This is a genomic window from Pseudomonas sp. B10 (genome assembly GCF_900156235.1).
Classification (GTDB): domain Bacteria; phylum Pseudomonadota; class Gammaproteobacteria; order Pseudomonadales; family Pseudomonadaceae; genus Aquipseudomonas; species Aquipseudomonas siliginis.
On record NZ_LT707063.1, the window covers coordinates 1,094,583 to 1,111,719 of the forward strand.

General features: G+C 60.4%; 17 protein-coding genes. 7 read left to right on the forward strand and 10 right to left on the reverse strand.

Translation table 11 applies throughout. The features are described 5' to 3' along the window. Positions 1-136 precede the first annotated feature (136 nt). The gene (locus BXA01_RS04890; RefSeq protein WP_076563429.1) at positions 137-559 is read right to left on the reverse strand and encodes an HD domain-containing protein; all 423 of its coding nucleotides are present in this window, start codon (positions 557-559) and stop codon (positions 137-139) included. Between the two features lie 158 nt (positions 560-717). On the opposite strand from BXA01_RS04890, the gene BXA01_RS04895 reads away from it, so the two are divergent. Further along, complete coding sequence (locus BXA01_RS04895) at positions 718-1,149, forward strand: hypothetical protein (protein WP_076563430.1); 432 nt, start codon at positions 718-720, stop codon at positions 1,147-1,149. A gap of 70 nt (positions 1,150-1,219) precedes the next feature. Here the strand turns inward: BXA01_RS04895 and BXA01_RS04900 are convergent, their stop codons facing one another. From BXA01_RS04900 to BXA01_RS04925, 6 genes are all read right to left on the reverse strand, one after another. Beyond that, on the reverse strand, positions 1,220-1,504 hold the full coding sequence (locus tag BXA01_RS04900) for a hypothetical protein (protein ID WP_076563431.1): 285 nt from the start codon (positions 1,502-1,504) through the stop codon (positions 1,220-1,222). A gap of 191 nt (positions 1,505-1,695) precedes the next feature. After that, positions 1,696-1,980 carry a hypothetical protein gene (locus tag BXA01_RS04905; protein ID WP_076563432.1) on the reverse strand — a complete coding sequence of 95 codons (285 nt, stop codon included), beginning with the start codon at positions 1,978-1,980 and terminating at the stop codon, positions 1,696-1,698. Between the two features lie 196 nt (positions 1,981-2,176). Beyond that, on the reverse strand, positions 2,177-2,725 hold the full coding sequence (locus tag BXA01_RS04910) for a cupin domain-containing protein (protein ID WP_011333561.1): 549 nt from the start codon (positions 2,723-2,725) through the stop codon (positions 2,177-2,179). A 349-nt stretch (positions 2,726-3,074) separates the two neighbouring features. Further along, positions 3,075-4,358, reverse strand: a complete 1,284-nt coding sequence (locus BXA01_RS04915; RefSeq protein WP_024013330.1) for an NAD(P)/FAD-dependent oxidoreductase — start codon at positions 4,356-4,358, stop codon at positions 3,075-3,077. 49 nt (positions 4,359-4,407) lie between these two features. Then, positions 4,408-5,901 (reverse strand): aldehyde dehydrogenase, encoded by a 1,494-nt coding sequence (locus tag BXA01_RS04920; RefSeq protein ID WP_172834027.1) that lies wholly within the window; start codon positions 5,899-5,901, stop codon positions 4,408-4,410. A 183-nt stretch (positions 5,902-6,084) separates the two neighbouring features. Continuing rightward, complete coding sequence (locus BXA01_RS04925; protein WP_007918694.1) at positions 6,085-7,461, reverse strand: glutamine synthetase family protein; 1,377 nt, start codon at positions 7,459-7,461, stop codon at positions 6,085-6,087. A gap of 282 nt (positions 7,462-7,743) precedes the next feature. Between BXA01_RS04925 and BXA01_RS04930 the strand changes: the two genes are divergently transcribed. The 5 genes from BXA01_RS04930 (at position 7,744) to BXA01_RS04950 (ending at position 13,092) form a co-directional block, all read left to right on the forward strand. Continuing rightward, entirely contained in the window at positions 7,744-8,505 is a 762-nt protein-coding gene (locus tag BXA01_RS04930) for a gamma-glutamyl-gamma-aminobutyrate hydrolase family protein (protein ID WP_076563434.1), read from the forward strand. A gap of 371 nt (positions 8,506-8,876) precedes the next feature. Beyond that, a complete protein-coding gene (gene potA / locus BXA01_RS04935; RefSeq protein ID WP_024013333.1) occupies positions 8,877-10,019 on the forward strand; it encodes a polyamine ABC transporter ATP-binding protein in 1,143 nt (380 codons plus the stop codon). Further along, positions 10,016-10,930 carry an ABC transporter permease subunit gene (locus BXA01_RS04940; RefSeq protein ID WP_024013334.1) on the forward strand — a complete coding sequence of 305 codons (915 nt, stop codon included), beginning with the start codon at positions 10,016-10,018 and terminating at the stop codon, positions 10,928-10,930. Before potA ends, BXA01_RS04940 begins: the two co-directional genes overlap by 4 nt. Further along, the gene (locus BXA01_RS04945) at positions 10,927-11,799 is read left to right on the forward strand and encodes an ABC transporter permease subunit (RefSeq protein WP_076563435.1); all 873 of its coding nucleotides are present in this window, start codon (positions 10,927-10,929) and stop codon (positions 11,797-11,799) included. Before BXA01_RS04940 ends, BXA01_RS04945 begins: the two co-directional genes overlap by 4 nt. 195 nt (positions 11,800-11,994) lie before the next feature. Beyond that, a complete protein-coding gene (locus BXA01_RS04950; protein WP_076563436.1) occupies positions 11,995-13,092 on the forward strand; it encodes a polyamine ABC transporter substrate-binding protein in 1,098 nt (365 codons plus the stop codon). 257 nt (positions 13,093-13,349) lie between these two features. Here BXA01_RS04950 and thpR read toward each other — a convergent pair whose 3' ends face one another. After that, on the reverse strand, positions 13,350-13,889 hold the full coding sequence (gene thpR / locus BXA01_RS04955; protein ID WP_076563437.1) for an RNA 2',3'-cyclic phosphodiesterase: 540 nt from the start codon (positions 13,887-13,889) through the stop codon (positions 13,350-13,352). A 108-nt stretch (positions 13,890-13,997) separates the two neighbouring features. On the opposite strand from thpR, the gene BXA01_RS04960 reads away from it, so the two are divergent. Then, positions 13,998-14,192 (forward strand): hypothetical protein, encoded by a 195-nt coding sequence (locus tag BXA01_RS04960; protein ID WP_024013337.1) that lies wholly within the window; start codon positions 13,998-14,000, stop codon positions 14,190-14,192. Between the two features lie 18 nt (positions 14,193-14,210). Here BXA01_RS04960 and BXA01_RS04965 read toward each other — a convergent pair whose 3' ends face one another. Both BXA01_RS04965 and BXA01_RS04970 read right to left on the reverse strand, forming a co-directional pair. Further along, positions 14,211-15,353: an HlyD family secretion protein gene (locus BXA01_RS04965; protein ID WP_076563438.1), complete on the reverse strand. Its 1,143-nt coding sequence runs from the start codon at positions 15,351-15,353 to the stop codon at positions 14,211-14,213. Beyond that, on the reverse strand, positions 15,350-17,005 hold the full coding sequence (locus tag BXA01_RS04970; RefSeq protein WP_073471236.1) for an MFS transporter: 1,656 nt from the start codon (positions 17,003-17,005) through the stop codon (positions 15,350-15,352). Before BXA01_RS04970 ends, BXA01_RS04965 begins: the two co-directional genes overlap by 4 nt. Positions 17,006-17,137 lie beyond the last annotated feature (132 nt).

Below are 17,137 nucleotides of genomic sequence, written 5' to 3' on the forward strand. Positions count from 1 at the left end.
CCTGGCTATTTATCTGACGCACCACCATTCCCCTGTGGGAGCGAGCCTGCTCGCGAAAGCGTCCTGCCAGTCACAGATAGATAACTGATCTATCGCCTTCGCGAGCAGGCTCGCTCCCACAAGAATCCAATACGTCTTACATACGCAAGCGTGCAATCGCCCGCCGATATTTCTCGATCCGCTCCAGATCCTCCCAACTCGGCGAGGCAATCCGCGAGATATCGCTGTTCTCTTCCAGATCCGCCAGCTTCACCACCCGGCCGATCGGGTTTTGCGCGGCGCGGTCGACAAAATCCTCGTAGGACTCACCGGGCACTTTGGTCACCGCCGCAATCGCCGCCAGCACCTCTTCGCTGAAGCCTTCCCCGCGCAAATCATCCAGACTCACCCCGCAATCCTCGACCACATCGTGCAGCACAGCGACGATGCGTTCTTCCAGCGTATTCATGCGCAACATGACTTTCAGCGGATGAAGAATGTACGGCGCCCCGCCCTTGTCCACCTGCCCGGTGTGGGCCGTGGCGGCAATGGCGATAGCGCGTTCGAGGGTTTGGGCCATGGGAATCGAATCCTGCGCTGTATGTTTCTGATTGTTGCGCAGTGTACGCGAAGATCGCTCAGCGCAAACCGATTGAACCTTGCCCGCCCTCGCCGCCTCGAAACCAGACAAGCGCCAAATCACCGATCAGACGCGGCGCCATTGGAGAGGAATTGCCGATGAAAACCCGACTGCTGCTCCTGATCGCCACGTTTGCCATCATCCCCACCTGCGTCATGGCCGAAGGCTGCGACGTGCAGACCCGCTCCTCCAGCGCCTCGGTGCCGGCGGTGGAAACCCACAGCTGCTACGAATACGAAGGCATGCCCGTGGACTCCATCAACTGGTCCTGCAGCAACGAAAGCAAGGACACCCTCAACGCCACCAAGAAAAAAGTCGATCGCTGCGACGACCACTACCAGGCCACCTGCACCGCCCGCCTCACCCAGGAATCCCTGGCCAACCCGCACTCGACCAGCAAAGACAAAAGCGCCAAACCGCTGAACATGCCCGACAACGCCAAAGTCACCACGTATTACTACGACGGTGAGCACCTGGCGCAGGCGAAGATTGATTGCGAGAACAGCGGCGGGAACTGGAAGGCTAAATAGCTTCGGTTATCGAGGAATGCCTGACAGAGAGCCCGGCTTGATGCCGGGCTTGCTGCATCTGCAAACACCTTCAACCCTCACCAGCACCGCTGCTGGTGCCGCTGTCGTTCGATTGCTTCGAACCACTGGGCTTGGAACCTGAAGGTGTAGAGCCGTCATTATTGGTGGTGTTGCCCTGCGTGCCTTTGGGCACGGTGGCGCCATTGGAATGGATGTCTTCCGGCGCACTCGGATTGGTTTGGCTATTGCCGTCGTTAGCGGTGGGTGCCGGAGTTTCGCTGGCGGCTGTTGCGTAGAGCGAGGCGGCGGATAGCAGGGTGGCTAGCGTCAGTGCTGCGAGGTTGGGTTTGCGCATGTTGGCGGTTCCTTTGCGGGGTAAGGTATGCATTGGAATAACGCGAGCGGCGAAAATGCGGAGGGGCTGACGAATGGCAAAAATAAATCAGCCCTTCACCTCGCAAGAGAAATCGGGTCATGAAAAATCACTATCTGATATGCAGAAAAATGCCCGGCTGGAAAACCGGGCATTCTAGTGCGAGGGAGCCATCAACCACCGCCGCTACCCCCACTGCTGCTACCGGATGGTTGACCCGCAGGGGTAGGTTTGGAGGCAGAAGGCACCGGCCCATTGTCGGTCTTGCCACCATCACCACCTGGGGGCAGCGAATCGGCATCCGGGTCAGCATTGGTGGCTGGAGACGCCGGTTCACGAGTCTGGCTGGTACCGTCGCTCGCCTTCGGGGTCGACGTTTCGCCCGCCGCGAGCACGTACGGCGAACTGCCGAACAGCAACGCCGCGAGGGTGATCACTGCAATTTTCTGGTTCAGCATGGTGGCTCTTCCGTTGCGTGGGGAGTTACACCATTGGAAGAAGCTGTGGGGCGAACGTGCGATGTGTCGGACGAGTGGTTATTGCCTGAAGACATCGCAAAATGTCGACATCCGAATGCTTCGCATGACAACGCCCCAGGCAGCCTGGGAGGGCCTGCAAATCAACCTCGGTAAACCTATGCGAAACGCCTGCCCTTCAAAAATTCGCCGGCGTATTCGCACTGATTATCTCCGCCTCATCCGCGCCGATATTGCGGAACTTATGCGGCAACGTCGTCGGAAAGTAGTAACCATCCCCCGCACTCAACACACTCACCTGCCCGTCCACGGTCAATTCCACCGTGCCGCGCGTGACCAGTCCGCACTCTTCGCCTTCGGCATGCACGATCGGCTCTTCGCCGGAGCTGGCGCCAGGGGCATATTGTTCGCGGAGCAGGCGCATCTGGCGGCTGGGCACCGAGGCGCCGATGAGCAGCAGGCGCAGGCCGTGGCGGCCGAGGTCGGGTTGTTCGTTGGCGCGGAATACGTATTGGTGTTCGCGCGGGGGCTGGTCGAAGGTAAAAAAGTCGGCCAGGGACATCGGTATGCCTTCGAGCAGCTTTTTCAGCGAGCTGACGGAGGGGCTGACGCGGTTCTGTTCGATCAGCGAGATGGTCGCGTTGGTCACGCCGCTACGCCGGGCGAGCTCGCGCTGGGAGAGTTTGTAGCTTTCGCGTACTAGTTTGAGTCGAGAACCCGTATCCATGACAGCCTTATGTAAGAGCGACTTAAGGGCGATGGGGGTGGGTGGCGGGTGACGCGCAGGTCGCGCGGATCACGTTGCTCCCGTGTCCCGGAACCGTGAAAGGCGGCTATTAAATCACGTTTGCCGGTGTTGCTCAGCAGGTTCGATGGATGGTGCGGCAAAAGTCCTGTTGGCCTTGGCAATACAGTCACTGTGGGAGCGAGCCTGCTCGCGAAAGCGTAGTGTCTGGCAAATCGATGTCGCCTGATATGGCCTCTTCGCGAGCAGGCTCGCTTCCACAGTGGACATCAGTGCTTTTGCATAAGTGAAAAACCGGCGAGGTCTTTCGGACCGCCGCCGGCAAGGTCAATCAGACGCCGAAGCGGTCGCGCAGGGAGTAGTAGACGGCACCCAGAGCGGTAAGCGGTGCGGAGAAGGTGCGGCCGCCGAGCATCGGCATGTGCGGCAGCGAGGCGAAGGCGTTGAAGCGTTCGGCGTCGCCGCGGATCATTTCCGAGATCAGTTTGCCGGCCAGGTGCGAGCAGGTGACGCCGTGGCCGCTGTAGCCCTGCATGTAGTAGGCGTTCTTTTCGATACGGCCGAATTGCGGCATGCGCGACATGGTCAGCAGGAAGTTGCCGGTCCAGCGGTAGTCGATCTTCACGTCTTTGAGCTGCGGAAAGGTCTTGAGGATCTTCGGCCGGATCAGTTGCTCGATATCGTCCGGCTCCCGCGCGCCGTAGACCACACCACCACCGTAAAGCAGACGGTTGTCGGCGGTCAGGCGGTAGTAATCCAGCAGGTAGTTGCAGTCTTCGACGCAATAGTTGTTGGTGATCAGGCTGCGCGCCTGCTGCTCGGTCAGAGGTTCGGTGACGACGATCTGCGAACCACAGGGCATGCTTTTCGCGGTGACGCGGTTGTCGAGGCCTTGCGGCAGATAAGCGTTGCCGGCGATCAGCAAATATTTGGCGCGGACCAGACCTTTGGCGGTGCGCACGGTGATCGGCTCGCCGTAGGTGATTTCCACCGCCGCCGATTGCTCGTAGATCTTGCCGCCCAAACGCACGATGGCGGCGGCTTCGCCGAGGGCCAAGTTCAATGGATGAACGTGGCCACCCTGCATGTCCAGCAAGCCGCCAACGTAGGCGTCGGAGCCGACTTCGCGACGAATATCCGCTGCATCGAGCATCTTCAGATTGCGGTTGCCGTAGCGTTCCCAGTTGCGCTTCTGCTCGGCCAGGCCGTTGAGCTGTTTCTTGTTCATCGCCGCGAAAATACCGCCCGGGCGATAGTCGCACTTGATGTCGTAATCCTTGATGCGCGAACGAATGATATCGGCGCCTTCGAAGATCATGCTGCCGAGGATTTCTGCAGTCTTGTCGCCGTAGCGCTCTTCGATCACGTCGACGTCGCGGCTATAGGAATTGACCAGTTGCCCGCCGTTGCGCCCGCTGGCGCCGTAGCCGACTTTCGCCGCTTCCAGCACGGTGACTTTGTAGCCGGCTTCGCTGAGGAACAGCGCCGAGGACAGACCGGTATAACCGGCGCCGATGATGCAGACGTCGCAGTCCAGCGCTTCTTCGAGAATCGGGAAGTCGATGACTTCGTTGCGGGTGGCGGCGTAGTAGCTGTTTACGTGTTGCTGTTTCATAGGTTTCTCCGAGGGCCGCCAACCAGGGGCGGCCGCCGCTGTAAAAGAGTCAGAGCTTGATCCAGGTCGCTTTCAGTTCGGTGTACTTGTCGAACGCATGCAGCGATTTGTCGCGACCGTTGCCCGATTGCTTGAAGCCACCGAACGGCGCGGTCATGTCGCCGCCGTCGTACTGGTTGACCCAGACACTGCCGGCGCGCAAACCGCGGGCGAAGGTGTGAGCCTTGCTCAGGTTGCTGGTCCACACCCCGGCGGCGAGGCCGAAGATGCTGTCGTTGGCGATCTGCAGGGCTTCTTCGGCAGTGTCGAAGGTGATAAGCGACAGCACCGGGCCGAAGATTTCTTCTTGGGCGATAGTCATCGCATTGGTCACGCCGTCGAAAATCGCTGGCTGCACGTAGAGGCCGCCGGTTTCTTCGAGGGTGCGTTGGCCGCCGGCAATCAACTCGGCGCCCTGCTCGCGGCCGATGCTGATGTAGCGCAGCACGTTGTCCAGTTGACGCTGGTCGACCACGGCGCCGACGGTGGTCGCCGGATCAAGCGCGTGCCCCGGTTTCCACGCTTGCAGCGCTTCCACCAGCAGCGGGATGAACTGCTCGCGAATCGAGCGCTCGACCAGCAGACGCGAGCCGGCAGTGCAGACTTCGCCCTGATTGAAGGCGATGGCACTGGCCGCCGCTTGGGCTGCCGCGCGGAGGTCCGGTGCGTCGGCGAACACCACGTTCGGGCTCTTGCCGCCGGCCTCGAGCCAGACGCGTTTCATGTTGCTCTGCCCGGCATAGATCATCAGTTGTTTGGCGATCGCCGTGGAGCCGGTGAAGGCCAGCACGTCGACGTCCATGTGCAACGCCAATGCCTTGCCGACGGTGTGGCCGTAGCCCGGCAGCACGTTGAACACGCCCTTTGGAATGCCCGCCTCCAGCGCCAGTTGCGCGATGCGGATGGCGGTCAGCGGTGATTTTTCCGAAGGCTTGAGGATGAACGAGTTACCCGCCGCCAGCGCCGGGGCGAACTTCCAGCTGGCCATGATCAGCGGGAAATTCCACGGCACGATCGCCGCGACCACACCGGAGGGCTCACGGGTAACGAGGCCGAGTTGGTCGTGCGGCGTGGCGGCGACTTCGTCGTAGATCTTGTCGATGGCCTCGGCGCTCCAGCGGATCGCGTTGGCGGTCGCCGGGATGTCGATGCTCATCGAATCGCTGATCGGCTTGCCCATGTCGAGGGTTTCCAGCAGCGCCAGTTCTTCCTGGTGTTGCAGGATCAGATCGGCGAAGCGGATCAGCACGCGCTTGCGCTCGGCCGGGGCTTTTTTCGCCCAGATGCCGGAGCTGAAGGACTGGCGCGCGGCTTCGACGGCGAGGTTGGCGTCGGCTTCATCGGTGCTGGCGACGGCGGCAAGAAAGCGGCCATCGACCGGGCTCAGGCATTCGAAGGTGTCGCCGCTGATCGCCGGGCGATATTCACCGTCGATGAAGGCGCGGGATTCGATGGACAGGGACTGGAAGCGTTGTTCCCAGTCGTTGCGGGTTGTGGTCATTATTTTGAGCTCGACAAGGGCGAATTGGGCGACGGCGGGTGATCACCCACTCATCCAAATTGATAACCCGATCCCCTGTGGGAGCGAGCCTGCTCGCGAAAGCGTCGTGTCAGGCAACAATATTCTGAACGACATACCGCATTCGCGAGCAGGCTCGCTCCCACATTGGATCGGTGGTGTCTGTGATCACACCGTATGCAGATACCAGTTGTACTCAAGGTCTGAGATCGAGTTTTCGAACTCGGCCAGCTCGCTTTCCTTGCACGCGACGAACACGTCGATGTACATCGGATCGATGTAGCGCGCCATGACTTCGCTGTCGTCGAGCTCGCGCAGGGCGTCGCGCAGGTTGTTCGGCAGGCTCTGCTCGTTCTGCTCGTAGCTGTTGCCTTCGACCGGGGCGCCGGGCTCGATCTGGTTGGTCAGGCCGTGGTGAATGCCGGCCAACACTGAAGCCATCAGCAGGTACGGGTTGGCATCGGCACCGGCGACGCGGTGTTCGATGCGCACGGCATCCGCCGAACCGGTCGGCACGCGCACGGCCACGGTGCGGTTGTCGATGCCCCAGCTTGGCGAGTTCGGCACATAGAATTGCGCGCCAAAGCGGCGGTACGAGTTGACGTTCGGGCAGAGGAATGCCATTTGCGCCGGCAGGGTCTCGAGCACACCGCCGATCGCGTGACGCAGTGCGGCGTTCTGCTCGGGATCCTCGCTGGCGAAGATGTTGTTGCCTTCTTTATCCAGAATCGAAATGTGCACGTGCAGACCGTTGCCGGCCTGGCCCGGATACGGCTTGGCCATGAAAGTCGTGTCCATCTCGTGGTCGTAGGCGATGTTCTTCACCAGACGCTTGAGCAGGACCGCGTAATCGCACGCCTTGATCGGGTCGGAGACGTGATGCAGGTTGACTTCGAACTGCGCCGGGGCGCTTTCCTTGACGATCGCATCAGCGGGAATGCCCTGCTCTTTCGCGCCTTCGAGGATGTCTTGCAGGCAGTCAACGTATTCGTCGAGATCGTCGATCAGGTAAACCTGGGTCGACACCGGACGCTTGCCGGATACCGGTGAGCGTGGCGATTGCGGACGGCCATTCACGTTGTCCTGGTCGATCAGGTAGAACTCGAGTTCGAACGCCGCGCAGATGGTCAGGCCGAGGTCGTCGAATTTGCGCACCACGTTGGCCAGCACTTCACGCGGGTCGGCGAAGAACGGCTGACCTTCGATCTCGTGCATGGTCATCAGCAGTTGAGCGGTCGGGCGTTTTTGCCACGGCTCGATGCTCAGGGTGCCGGGGATCGGGTAACAGATGCGATCGGCATCGCCGATATCCAGGCCCAGGCCGGTGCTTTCCACCGTCGAGCCGTTGATGTCCAGCGCGAACAGCGACGCCGGCAGGTTGATGCCTTTTTCGTACACCTTATGAAGACTGGTGCGTTCGATGCGCTTGCCGCGCACCACACCGTTCATATCCGCAATCAGAAGGTCGACGTACAAAACCTCAGGATATTTCTTAAGGAATGCGTTGGCTTCGTTGAGTTGAACGGTACGCAGAGGGACCGACATGATGCACCTATTTAGCTGTTAATTATTATGTTCACCACTGTGTTGCGCAGCCAGTCAATCCGAAAGGCAAAGTGAAGTCAATAGCGAACACCCTGCCCTGCAGCCTTTATTTTTCGGGCTTTTCTTAACACTCTCGTGCCATATCCGCCGGCAAACCCCGGTAAACCTGAGCGATTTGATGAATGGCGTTTAGAATTTTTTACATGGCAGTTGTTAATTAAAATCAACGAGGCTAAGCTCCGGAAAAGCTCGTTCAAGTGACAGACTTCGAGGTGAATAAAAATGGCATTCAAGCCATTGATCGGCGTTACTGCGTGCGTCAAACAGATTGGCCTGCACCCCTATCACATCAGCGGCGACAAGTACGTACGTGCTGTCAGCGTTGGCGCTCAAGGGTTGCCAGTGGTCATTCCTTCCCTCGGCAACCTGACTGAAATCGATGACCTGCTCGGTCAGCTCGACGGTCTGTTGCTCACCGGCTCTCCCTCGAACGTGGAGCCCTTCCACTATCAAGGCGCGGCCAGTGCACCCGGCACGGATCACGATCCGGCCCGTGACGCCACTACCCTTCCCTTATTGCGTGCAGCTATCGCAGCGGGCGTTCCGGTGCTCGGTATCTGCCGTGGCTTCCAGGAAATGAACGTGGCCTTCGGCGGCAGCCTGCATCAGAAGGTGCACGAGCTGCCCGGCATGCTCGATCACCGTGAAGCCGACAGCTCGGACGTGGCGGTGCAATACGCCCCGGCCCATGCGGTCAGTGTGATCGCTGGCGGCGTGTTCGAAGCGCTGGAGCTGCCCGACGAATTTCAGGTCAATTCGATTCACAGTCAGGGCATCGACCGCCTCGCTCCCGGCCTGCGTGCTGAAGCCGTGGCACCGGACGGTTTGATCGAAGCGATCTCGGTCGAGCACAGCCCGACTTTCGCCCTCGGCGTGCAATGGCACCCGGAATGGCAAGTGCTGGACAACCCGAACTACCTGAAGATTTTCCAGGCGTTCGGCGCAGCGTGCCGGCAACGGGCGGCGAAGCGCAGTCAGCGCTGACGCAATCCCAGACCAGATAACGATTTACTGCCCCCACGGCTGGCGGGTGTGCGTTTGCACATCCGCCCGTCGTGAACCGCAACACCCGTGATAACAACAAGTACGACCCAGGCAGCCAGGACGGCGGCGCCGGACAAGCCGGATCGGTAAGTGCAATACCTGTCAGAACAATGCAAAACCCTGTGGGAGCTGGCTTGCCAGCGATGAGGCCGTCACCTTCAACATTAATGGTGAGTGACCCACCGCCATCGCTGGCAAGCCAGCTCCCACAGGGTATTGCGGCGATTCGACCGGGGCAGCGCTTACAGGCTTGCAATCCACTTAAGCCCGGCCACATTGGCCAGGCACACGACACCTGTTGGGAGTTTCACATGGCAAACGCCTCCAGCACTTACCGCAAGGCACTCGAAGGTCAGCAGCAACCGAAAAAGGTGCTGGTGAAAGTCGATCGTGTCACCAAGAAGTTCGACGAAACCGTGGCCGTGGACGATGTGTCCCTGGAGATCCATCAGGGCGAGATTTTCGCGCTGCTGGGCGGTTCCGGTTCGGGCAAATCGACTCTGCTGCGCATGCTCGCCGGTTTCGAGCGGCCGACCGAGGGGCGGATTCTGCTCGATGGCGTGGACATCACCGACATGCCGCCGTACGAGCGGCCGATCAACATGATGTTCCAGTCCTACGCGCTGTTCCCGCACATGACCGTGGCGCAGAACATCGCCTTCGGCCTCAAACAGGACCGTTTGCCGGCCAGCGAAATCGATGCCCGCGTCGAAGAAATGCTGCGTCTGGTGCACATGACCCAATACGCCAAGCGCCGCCCGCACCAGTTGTCCGGCGGCCAGCGGCAGCGCGTGGCCCTCGCCCGCTCGTTGGCCAAACGGCCGAAACTGTTGCTGCTCGACGAGCCGATGGGTGCGCTGGATAAAAAGCTGCGTTCGCAGATGCAGCTTGAGCTGGTGGAAATCATCGAGCGCGTCGGCGTGACCTGCGTCATGGTCACCCACGACCAGGAAGAAGCCATGACCATGGCCCAGCGCATCGCGATCATGCACCTGGGCTGGATCGCGCAGATCGGCAGCCCGGTGGACATTTATGAAGCGCCGGTCAGCCGCATGGTCTGCGAATTCATCGGTAACGTGAACGCCTTTGACGGCACCGTGGTGGAAGATCTGGAAGGCCACGCAATCATTCACAGCCCCGACTTGCAACAGAAGATCTATGTCGGTCACGGCGTCAGCACGTCGGTGCAGGATAAGTCGATCACCTACGCCATCCGCCCGGAAAAAATGCTCGTCAGCACCACCCAACCGGAGTTCCGCTACAACTGGTCCGAAGGCAAGGTCCACGACATCGCTTACCTCGGCGGCCATTCGGTGTTCTACGTCGAGCTGCCCGGCGGCAAGATCGTCCAGTCGTTCATGGCCAATGCCGAACGCCGTGGCGCGCGGCCGACCTGGGACGACAAGGTCTACGTCTGGTGGGAAGACGACAGCGGCGTGGTGCTGCGCTCATGAGAACTTTCAATCAGCAATTCTTGCGCCTGGTGCCCAGCGGACGAAAACTGGTGATCGGCATTCCGTTCATCTGGCTGTTCCTGTTCTTCATGCTGCCGTTCTTTCTGGTGATGAAGATAAGCTTCTCGGAAGCCGCGCTGTCGATCCCGCCGTACTCGGAGATCTACACCTTCGCCGAACAGAAATTCCAGCTGCTGCTGAACATCGGCAACTACACCTTGCTCGGCGAAGACGAGCTGTACCTGTCGGCGTACCTCGGCTCGCTGAAAGTCGCGGCACTGAGCACGCTGATGTGCCTGGTGATCGGTTTCCCGATGGCCTACGCGATCACCAAGACCGGCAAGGAAACGCAAAACGTCCTGCTGCTGTTGATCATGATGCCGACCTGGACGGCGATCCTGATCCGCGTGTATGCGTGGATGGGCATCCTCAGCAACAACGGTCTGCTCAACGGGTTCCTGATGTGGACCGGACTCACCGATCACCCGATCGAGATCCTCAACACCAACACTGCGGTGTACATCGGCGTGGTCTATGCCTATCTGCCGTTCATGGTGCTGCCGCTCTACGCCAACCTCGTCAAGCACGACAACAGCCTGCTGGAAGCCGCGCAGGATCTGGGTTCGAGTAACTTCAACAACTTCTGGAAGATCACCGTGCCGCTGGCCAAGAACGGCATCATTGCCGGCTGCATGCTGGTGTTCATTCCGGTGGTCGGCGAGTTCGTGATCCCGGAACTGCTGGGTGGCCCGGAGACGCTGATGATCGGTCGCGTGCTGTGGCAGGAGTTCTTCAACAACCGCGACTGGCCGGTGGCTTCCGCGCTGGCGGTGGTGATGCTGTTGATCCTGATTGTGCCGATTCTGCTGTTCAACCGCAGCCAGGCCAAAGAGATGGAGGCACGGGGATGAAACGCTTCAACTTTTCCAAGTTCATGCTGATCTTCGGCTTGATGTTCATTTATCTGCCGATGCTGATTCTGGTGATCTACTCGTTCAACGCCTCGAAGCTGGTGACGGTGTGGGGTGGCTGGTCAGTGAAGTGGTATGTCGGCCTGCTCGACAACACGCAACTGATGGGCTCGGTGCTGCGTTCGCTGGAGATCGCCTGCTACACCGCGATTGCCGCTGTGGCACTGGGGACGCTGGCGGCGTTCGTGCTGACGCGGGTGACGCGCTTCAAGGGTCGCACGCTGTTTGGTGGTCTGGTGACCGCGCCGTTGGTGATGCCGGAAGTGATCACCGGTCTGTCGCTGTTGCTGCTGTTCGTGGCGATGGCGCAACTGATCGGCTGGCCGCAGGAGCGCGGCATCGTCACCATCTGGATCGCCCACACCACGTTTTGTGCAGCCTATGTCGCGGTGGTAGTCTCCGCGCGCCTTCGCGAGCTGGATCTGTCGATCGAAGAAGCGGCGATGGATCTCGGCGCCAAACCATTCAAAGTGTTTTTCCTGATCACCATCCCCATGATCGCGCCGTCGCTGGCCGCCGGCGGAATGATGTCGTTTGCCTTGTCGCTGGACGATCTGGTGCTGGCGAGTTTTGTCTCCGGGCCGGGCTCGACGACGCTGCCGATGGAGGTATTCTCGGCGGTGCGCCTGGGTGTGAAGCCTGAGATCAACGCCGTCGCCAGCCTGATTCTGCTGGCGGTGTCGCTGGTGACTTTCCTGGTCTGGTACTTCGGTCGCAAGGCAGAGGCCAACCGCAAAAAAGCGATTCAGGAAGCGATGGATCAGACCGCGAATGAGTCGTGGCAACAGCCGGCAGCGGCGACTGCCTGAGCAACACCGATGAACAACTGTGGCGAGGGGATTTATCCCCGTTGGGCTGCGAAGCGGCCCCTGCAGTTCTACCTGAAGACTCCGTATTCAGGTTTTGCGACTGCTTCGCAGCCGAGCGCGGATAAATCCCCTCGCCACAAGGTTCAAGTGCACCGAGCTTTAGTTTTGTTGAATAAGAAGAAGGGAGTTGTACCGATGAAAATGTTTGGCAGGACTCTGCTGACACTGTCCTTAATGGGCGCAATGGTCATGGGCGCCCAGGCCAACGACAAGGTGCTGCGTGTTTACAACTGGTCCGATTACATCGCGCCGGATACCGTGAAAAAGTTCGAAGACGAGACCGGCATTCGCGTGACCTACGACGTCTTCGACAGCAACGAAACCCTGGAAGCGCGCCTGCTCGCGGGCAAATCCGGCTATGACATCGTCGTGCCGTCGAACAGTTTTCTGGCCAAGCAGATCAAAGCCGGCGTCTACCAGCCGCTGGACAAATCGAAGCTGTCGAACTGGAAGAATCTCAACCCGGTGCTGCTGAAAAACGCCGCCGCCAGTGATCCGGACAACGCGCACGCGTTCCCGTACATGTGGGGCTCGATCGGCATCGGTTTCAATCCGGCGAAGGTCAAGGAAGTACTCGGCGCCAATGCCCCGACCAACTCCTGGGACTTACTGTTCAAACCGGAGAACGCGGAAAAGCTCAAAGCCTGCGGCATCAGTTTCCTCGATTCGCCGACCGAAATGCTCCCGGCCGCCCTGCACTACCTGGGCTATCCGGTGAACGACAAGGACAAGGCGCACATTGCCGAGGCCGAAGCGCTGTTCATGAAAATCCGCCCTTACGTGGCGTATTTCCATTCCTCGAAGTACATCTCCGATCTGGCCAACGGCAACATCTGCGTGGCGGTCGGTTACTCCGGCGACGTCCTGCAGGCCAAGGCCCGCGCGGTGGAATCGGGCAACAAGGTGGTGATCGACTACAGCATACCCAAGGAAGGCGCCGGCAGTTTCTACGATATGGTCGCCATCCCCCGTGATGCGGCGAACGTCGACAACGCCTACCTGTTCATGGACTTCCTGATGCGCCCGGACATCATCGCCGAAGTCACCAACAGCATCGGCTACAGCAACGCCAACGCAGCGGCCACGCCACTGGTGGACGAAGCGATCCGCAACGAACCGGGTTCGTATCCGTCGCAAGTGGTGATGGCGACGTTGTATGCAGTGCCGGATCAGCCAATTGCCACGCAGCGGATCATGACGCGCGGCTGGACGCGGGTGAAGCTCGGTAAATAAAAACACCAGTCAACACTGATAAACCCTGTGGGAGCTGGCTTGCCAGCGATGGCGGTGGGTCAGACAACGATGACGCTAGATGCGCTGGCCCCATCGCTGGCAAGCCAGCTCCCACAGGTTTTCGATCGAATTCGGACATTGCCAGATTTCCGTTCACGCAGCGCCTTACCACCGCTGCACCCTGCTCTGAACGGCCTCACCCGGCTCCCTCGGCTCGGGTGAATTTGCAGGCGCCTTCGGGCGCCTTTTTTGTCCGTTCAGATCAGCGGCCAGTCCTGCACAACCCGATAGCGACCCTTGTGCGATTCGAACAGAGCGAAGCGTTCAGCACGCAGAAAGAACTCCGGCGGCGTGCGCGCCTCCGGCTCCGGCGCGCGGTATTCGCGGGCCAGCGTCAGGTGCGGGCGGAACTCGTGGGTGGTTTCTTCAAAACCGAACGGCAGCATCGCCTGCTCCAGCGCATAAACCAGGCGCAACAACGCGGGCGGCGCCTGTTCCGGTGCCAGCGATAGCACACCGGCGCGATGCCAGACCTGCAAGCGATCCAGCTCAATGCGCAACGTTTCGCCGGGAATACGCACACTGCCCGCTGCTTCGCAGACGCCGTGAATCTGCGCCAGCGGCACCGCACCGAGAAACAGCAGGGTCAGATGAAAATTATCCGCCGGCACCGGTTTGCCGCTGCGCAGGCCCAGTTCCGCGCGCCACTGGGCGATTGCCTTGCGCTGCGCCGGCGGGCAATCCAAAGCGAAAAACAGCCGTTTCGACGGTTCCTGCCTGCGCACTTCATCCATCATCGCCCTGCCCCCCCATATCGTCATGATCGCGCCGATTCTACACAGCCTGTTCTGACGACTCGCGACAGGAAGCTATAGTTCAAGGATTGCCATCAACCGGAGGCTGCCATGCGCGAGATCCTCAGCAAAGAACCCTGGTGGGCCCGGCCACCGCATCCCGGACAGGACGAAAGCGAACTGGAATGGGGCTGGCTGGTGCATTACAGCGAAGGCGAACCGCGTTTCGAATTCGTTCGCGAGAGACCCAGCGACGAGCAGATCCGCAACCGCAAAAGTTGCCGGGTCACCCCCTCGCCCGAATGAATAGAGCCCGTGCATTGATCAGTGGGGTTGGGTGTCGCCGGCGGCGGTGTTGATGCTGACAACAACTGACATCCCCGGCCGCAAGCGTTCTGCTTCCTGCTGATCGGGATCGATAGTGATGCGCACCGGCACCCGCTGGGCGATCTTGACGAAGTTGCCGGTGGCGTTGTCGGCCTGCAGCAAGGCAAATTCCGAGCCGGTGCCCGGCGAAATATGCTGCACATGGCCAGTGAATCTGCGGTGGTTCAAGGCGTCGACGGTGAAGCGCACCGGTTGCCCGACACGTACGTTGGCCATTTGGGTTTCCTTCATGTTGGCGATCACCCATTTCTGGTCCGGGACCAGCGCCATCAATTGCGCGCCGGAGTTGACGTAGGCGCCGAGGCGCACGCCGATCTGCCCGAGCTGACCGTCGCGCGGGGCGACAATTCGCGTGTTCGACAGATCGATCCGCGCCAGTTGCACCGCCGCTTCGGCACTGGCCACGGCGGCCTCCAGCGAGCCGCGATTGACGATCACCGTTTGCAGATCCTGCCGGGCGATTTCCAGATTGGCCTTGGCCTGCGCCACAGAAGCCGTGCTTTGCGCGTTGGCAGCGAGGGTCACGTCAAATTCGCGTTTGGACACCGAGCCGTCGCGCACCAGGTCCTGATTACGCCGCAGATCGGCCTCGCTCTTGCGCAACTGCGCCTGGCTGTCGGCAAGCACCGCCTGACGCAATTTGATCGTTGCTTCGGCGCTGTTGCGCTGCTGCACGACGTTGGCCAGTCCGGCCTTCTGCACTGCCAGTTGTGCCAGGGACTGGTCGAGGCGCTGCTGATAAATGCGGTCGTCCAGACGCACCAGCAGGTCCCCGGCCTTGACGTATTGGAAGTCCTGCACCGGCACTTCGAACACATAGCCGCTGAGCTGCGGGCCGATGATCGTCACCTGCCCGCGCACCAAGGCGTTTTCGGTGGTTTCGACCGCACTGCTGAATGGCGGCAGTTGCCAGGCATACAACACGATCAGCACGCCGACGATGGCGATTGCGGCAAAGCCCAGTGAAGAGATGATCCGCACCCGCAGCGAACGCGGCGCGGTGTTGGGTGATGACGGCGGCGCCTCCCCTTCAGGTGTGGCGGCGATGGCGTTGGTGGTTGTGGTGGTCGGTTCGGTCATGAAGAAGTGGCACCGCTGGGTGGTACGGAAGGTGTCGGTTCAATGGCTTTGGTGGTGCTCATCAGCCACAACGCGCGAATCGAAAGCCAGATCATGGTCAGTACCGCAATGACCGCGATCAGCATGAAGACATCGTTATAGGCCAGCACGTTCGCTTCGCGTGTCGCCGCATTGGCGAGGCTGCGCATGCCGGCCAGATTGCGCAGGCTCGGGTCGGCGAGCAAACCGCCGAACGCCGAGCCGCCGCTCTGCACTCGCGCAGCCACCAACGGATCGGACATCACCAGATGATCGACGATGTGGCTGGAATGGTACTTCTCCCGCACGATCTGAAAAGTGCCGAGCAACGCCGCGCCGAGCAGTCCGCCGAGGTTATTGCAGATCCCGAACAGCACGGAAAAGCTCACCAGGTTGCGCGGATTGGTCAGCACGTTGCGCGTGCCGAACACCATGGTCGGGCCGAGAAAAAACGTGCTGCCGAACGCCAGCAGGAACTGACTGAAATACATGTTTTCGGGGCGGGTCAGGTTGTTCGAGAAGCTGTCCATCACCGAACCGGTGGCCATCAGCGCCAAGGAAATGATCAACGGCATCAGCAAATGTTTGGGGTCGATGGTCAACGCGCTGGTGGCAAGCCCAGCGATACTGCCGATCAGCATCACCACATACAGACTGTGCAACTGCTCATAGCCCATGTTGAGGTTCTGCATGAAACCGACCGCGCCGGTGGATTGCTCCGAGGTGACCATGCGGATCAGGGTCACCGCCAGCGCCAGGCGAATCATCGTTCCGCTGCCCAGCCAACGTGTCATCAACATCGGGTTGCTGCGATTGTGCTCAATAGCCAGGCCCATAATGATCAGCGCGATCGAACAGGCCAGCGCCACGCCGATCCAGTCCGCCTCCAGCCACCAGTCGATCCGCCCCAGCGACAGCACCGCGCACAACAACGCCACACCCGTGGCGAGGATGGCGAAGGTGAGGAAATCGAGTTTTTCAAAGGTTTTGAAGCGGTCACCGGGCGGCAACTTCAGCAGCAACACACAGCCGAGTGACAGCAGGGCCATGCCCAATTCGAACAGGTACAGACCGCGCCATTCGGCGATCTGCAACAGGTCTTCGGAAAACAGCCGCGCCAGCGGTAACGCCAACTGCGACGTGCCGAGGCCGAGCACCAGCGCTTTGAGCCGCCACTTCGCCGGGAACGCCTGCACCATGTAATACAGACCCAGCGAGCTCAGCGCCGCACCGACCATGCCGTGGGCAGCCCGCACCGCCACTGCCGAGTTGAGATCGTTGACGAACAAATGGCCGAAGGTCACCAGTGCATACAGCACCAGAAACACTTCGGTGAACGCGCGCAAGCCGAACTGCTGGCGAAACTTCACCAGCAGCAGGTTCATCGACACGTTGGTCATCACATACGCCGCGGGCAGCCAGGCCATCTCCGCCGTGGTCGCGCCGAGCGAGCCTTGCAGGTAAGGCAGGTTGGCAACCACCAGCGAGTTTCCCAGCCCACCGGTCACCGCCACCAGCACGCCAACCGCCGCGTACGCCAGGCGCTTGGGCGTGGAATGCAACGGGGTCGACGGAGAACCGGGCAGGCTGGGCTTTTCGTGGGGTTGCCAGTTGCGCGGGGCGTATTTATCCATGAATCGGCCTGGTGCTGGGGGTGGAGGAAGTTTGCCGCAATTTGACGGGCAATACACGACTCGACAGACACCTTGAAACCCTGTGGGAGCGAGCCTGCTCTCGAAAGCGCTGTGTCAATCGACAACTTCATT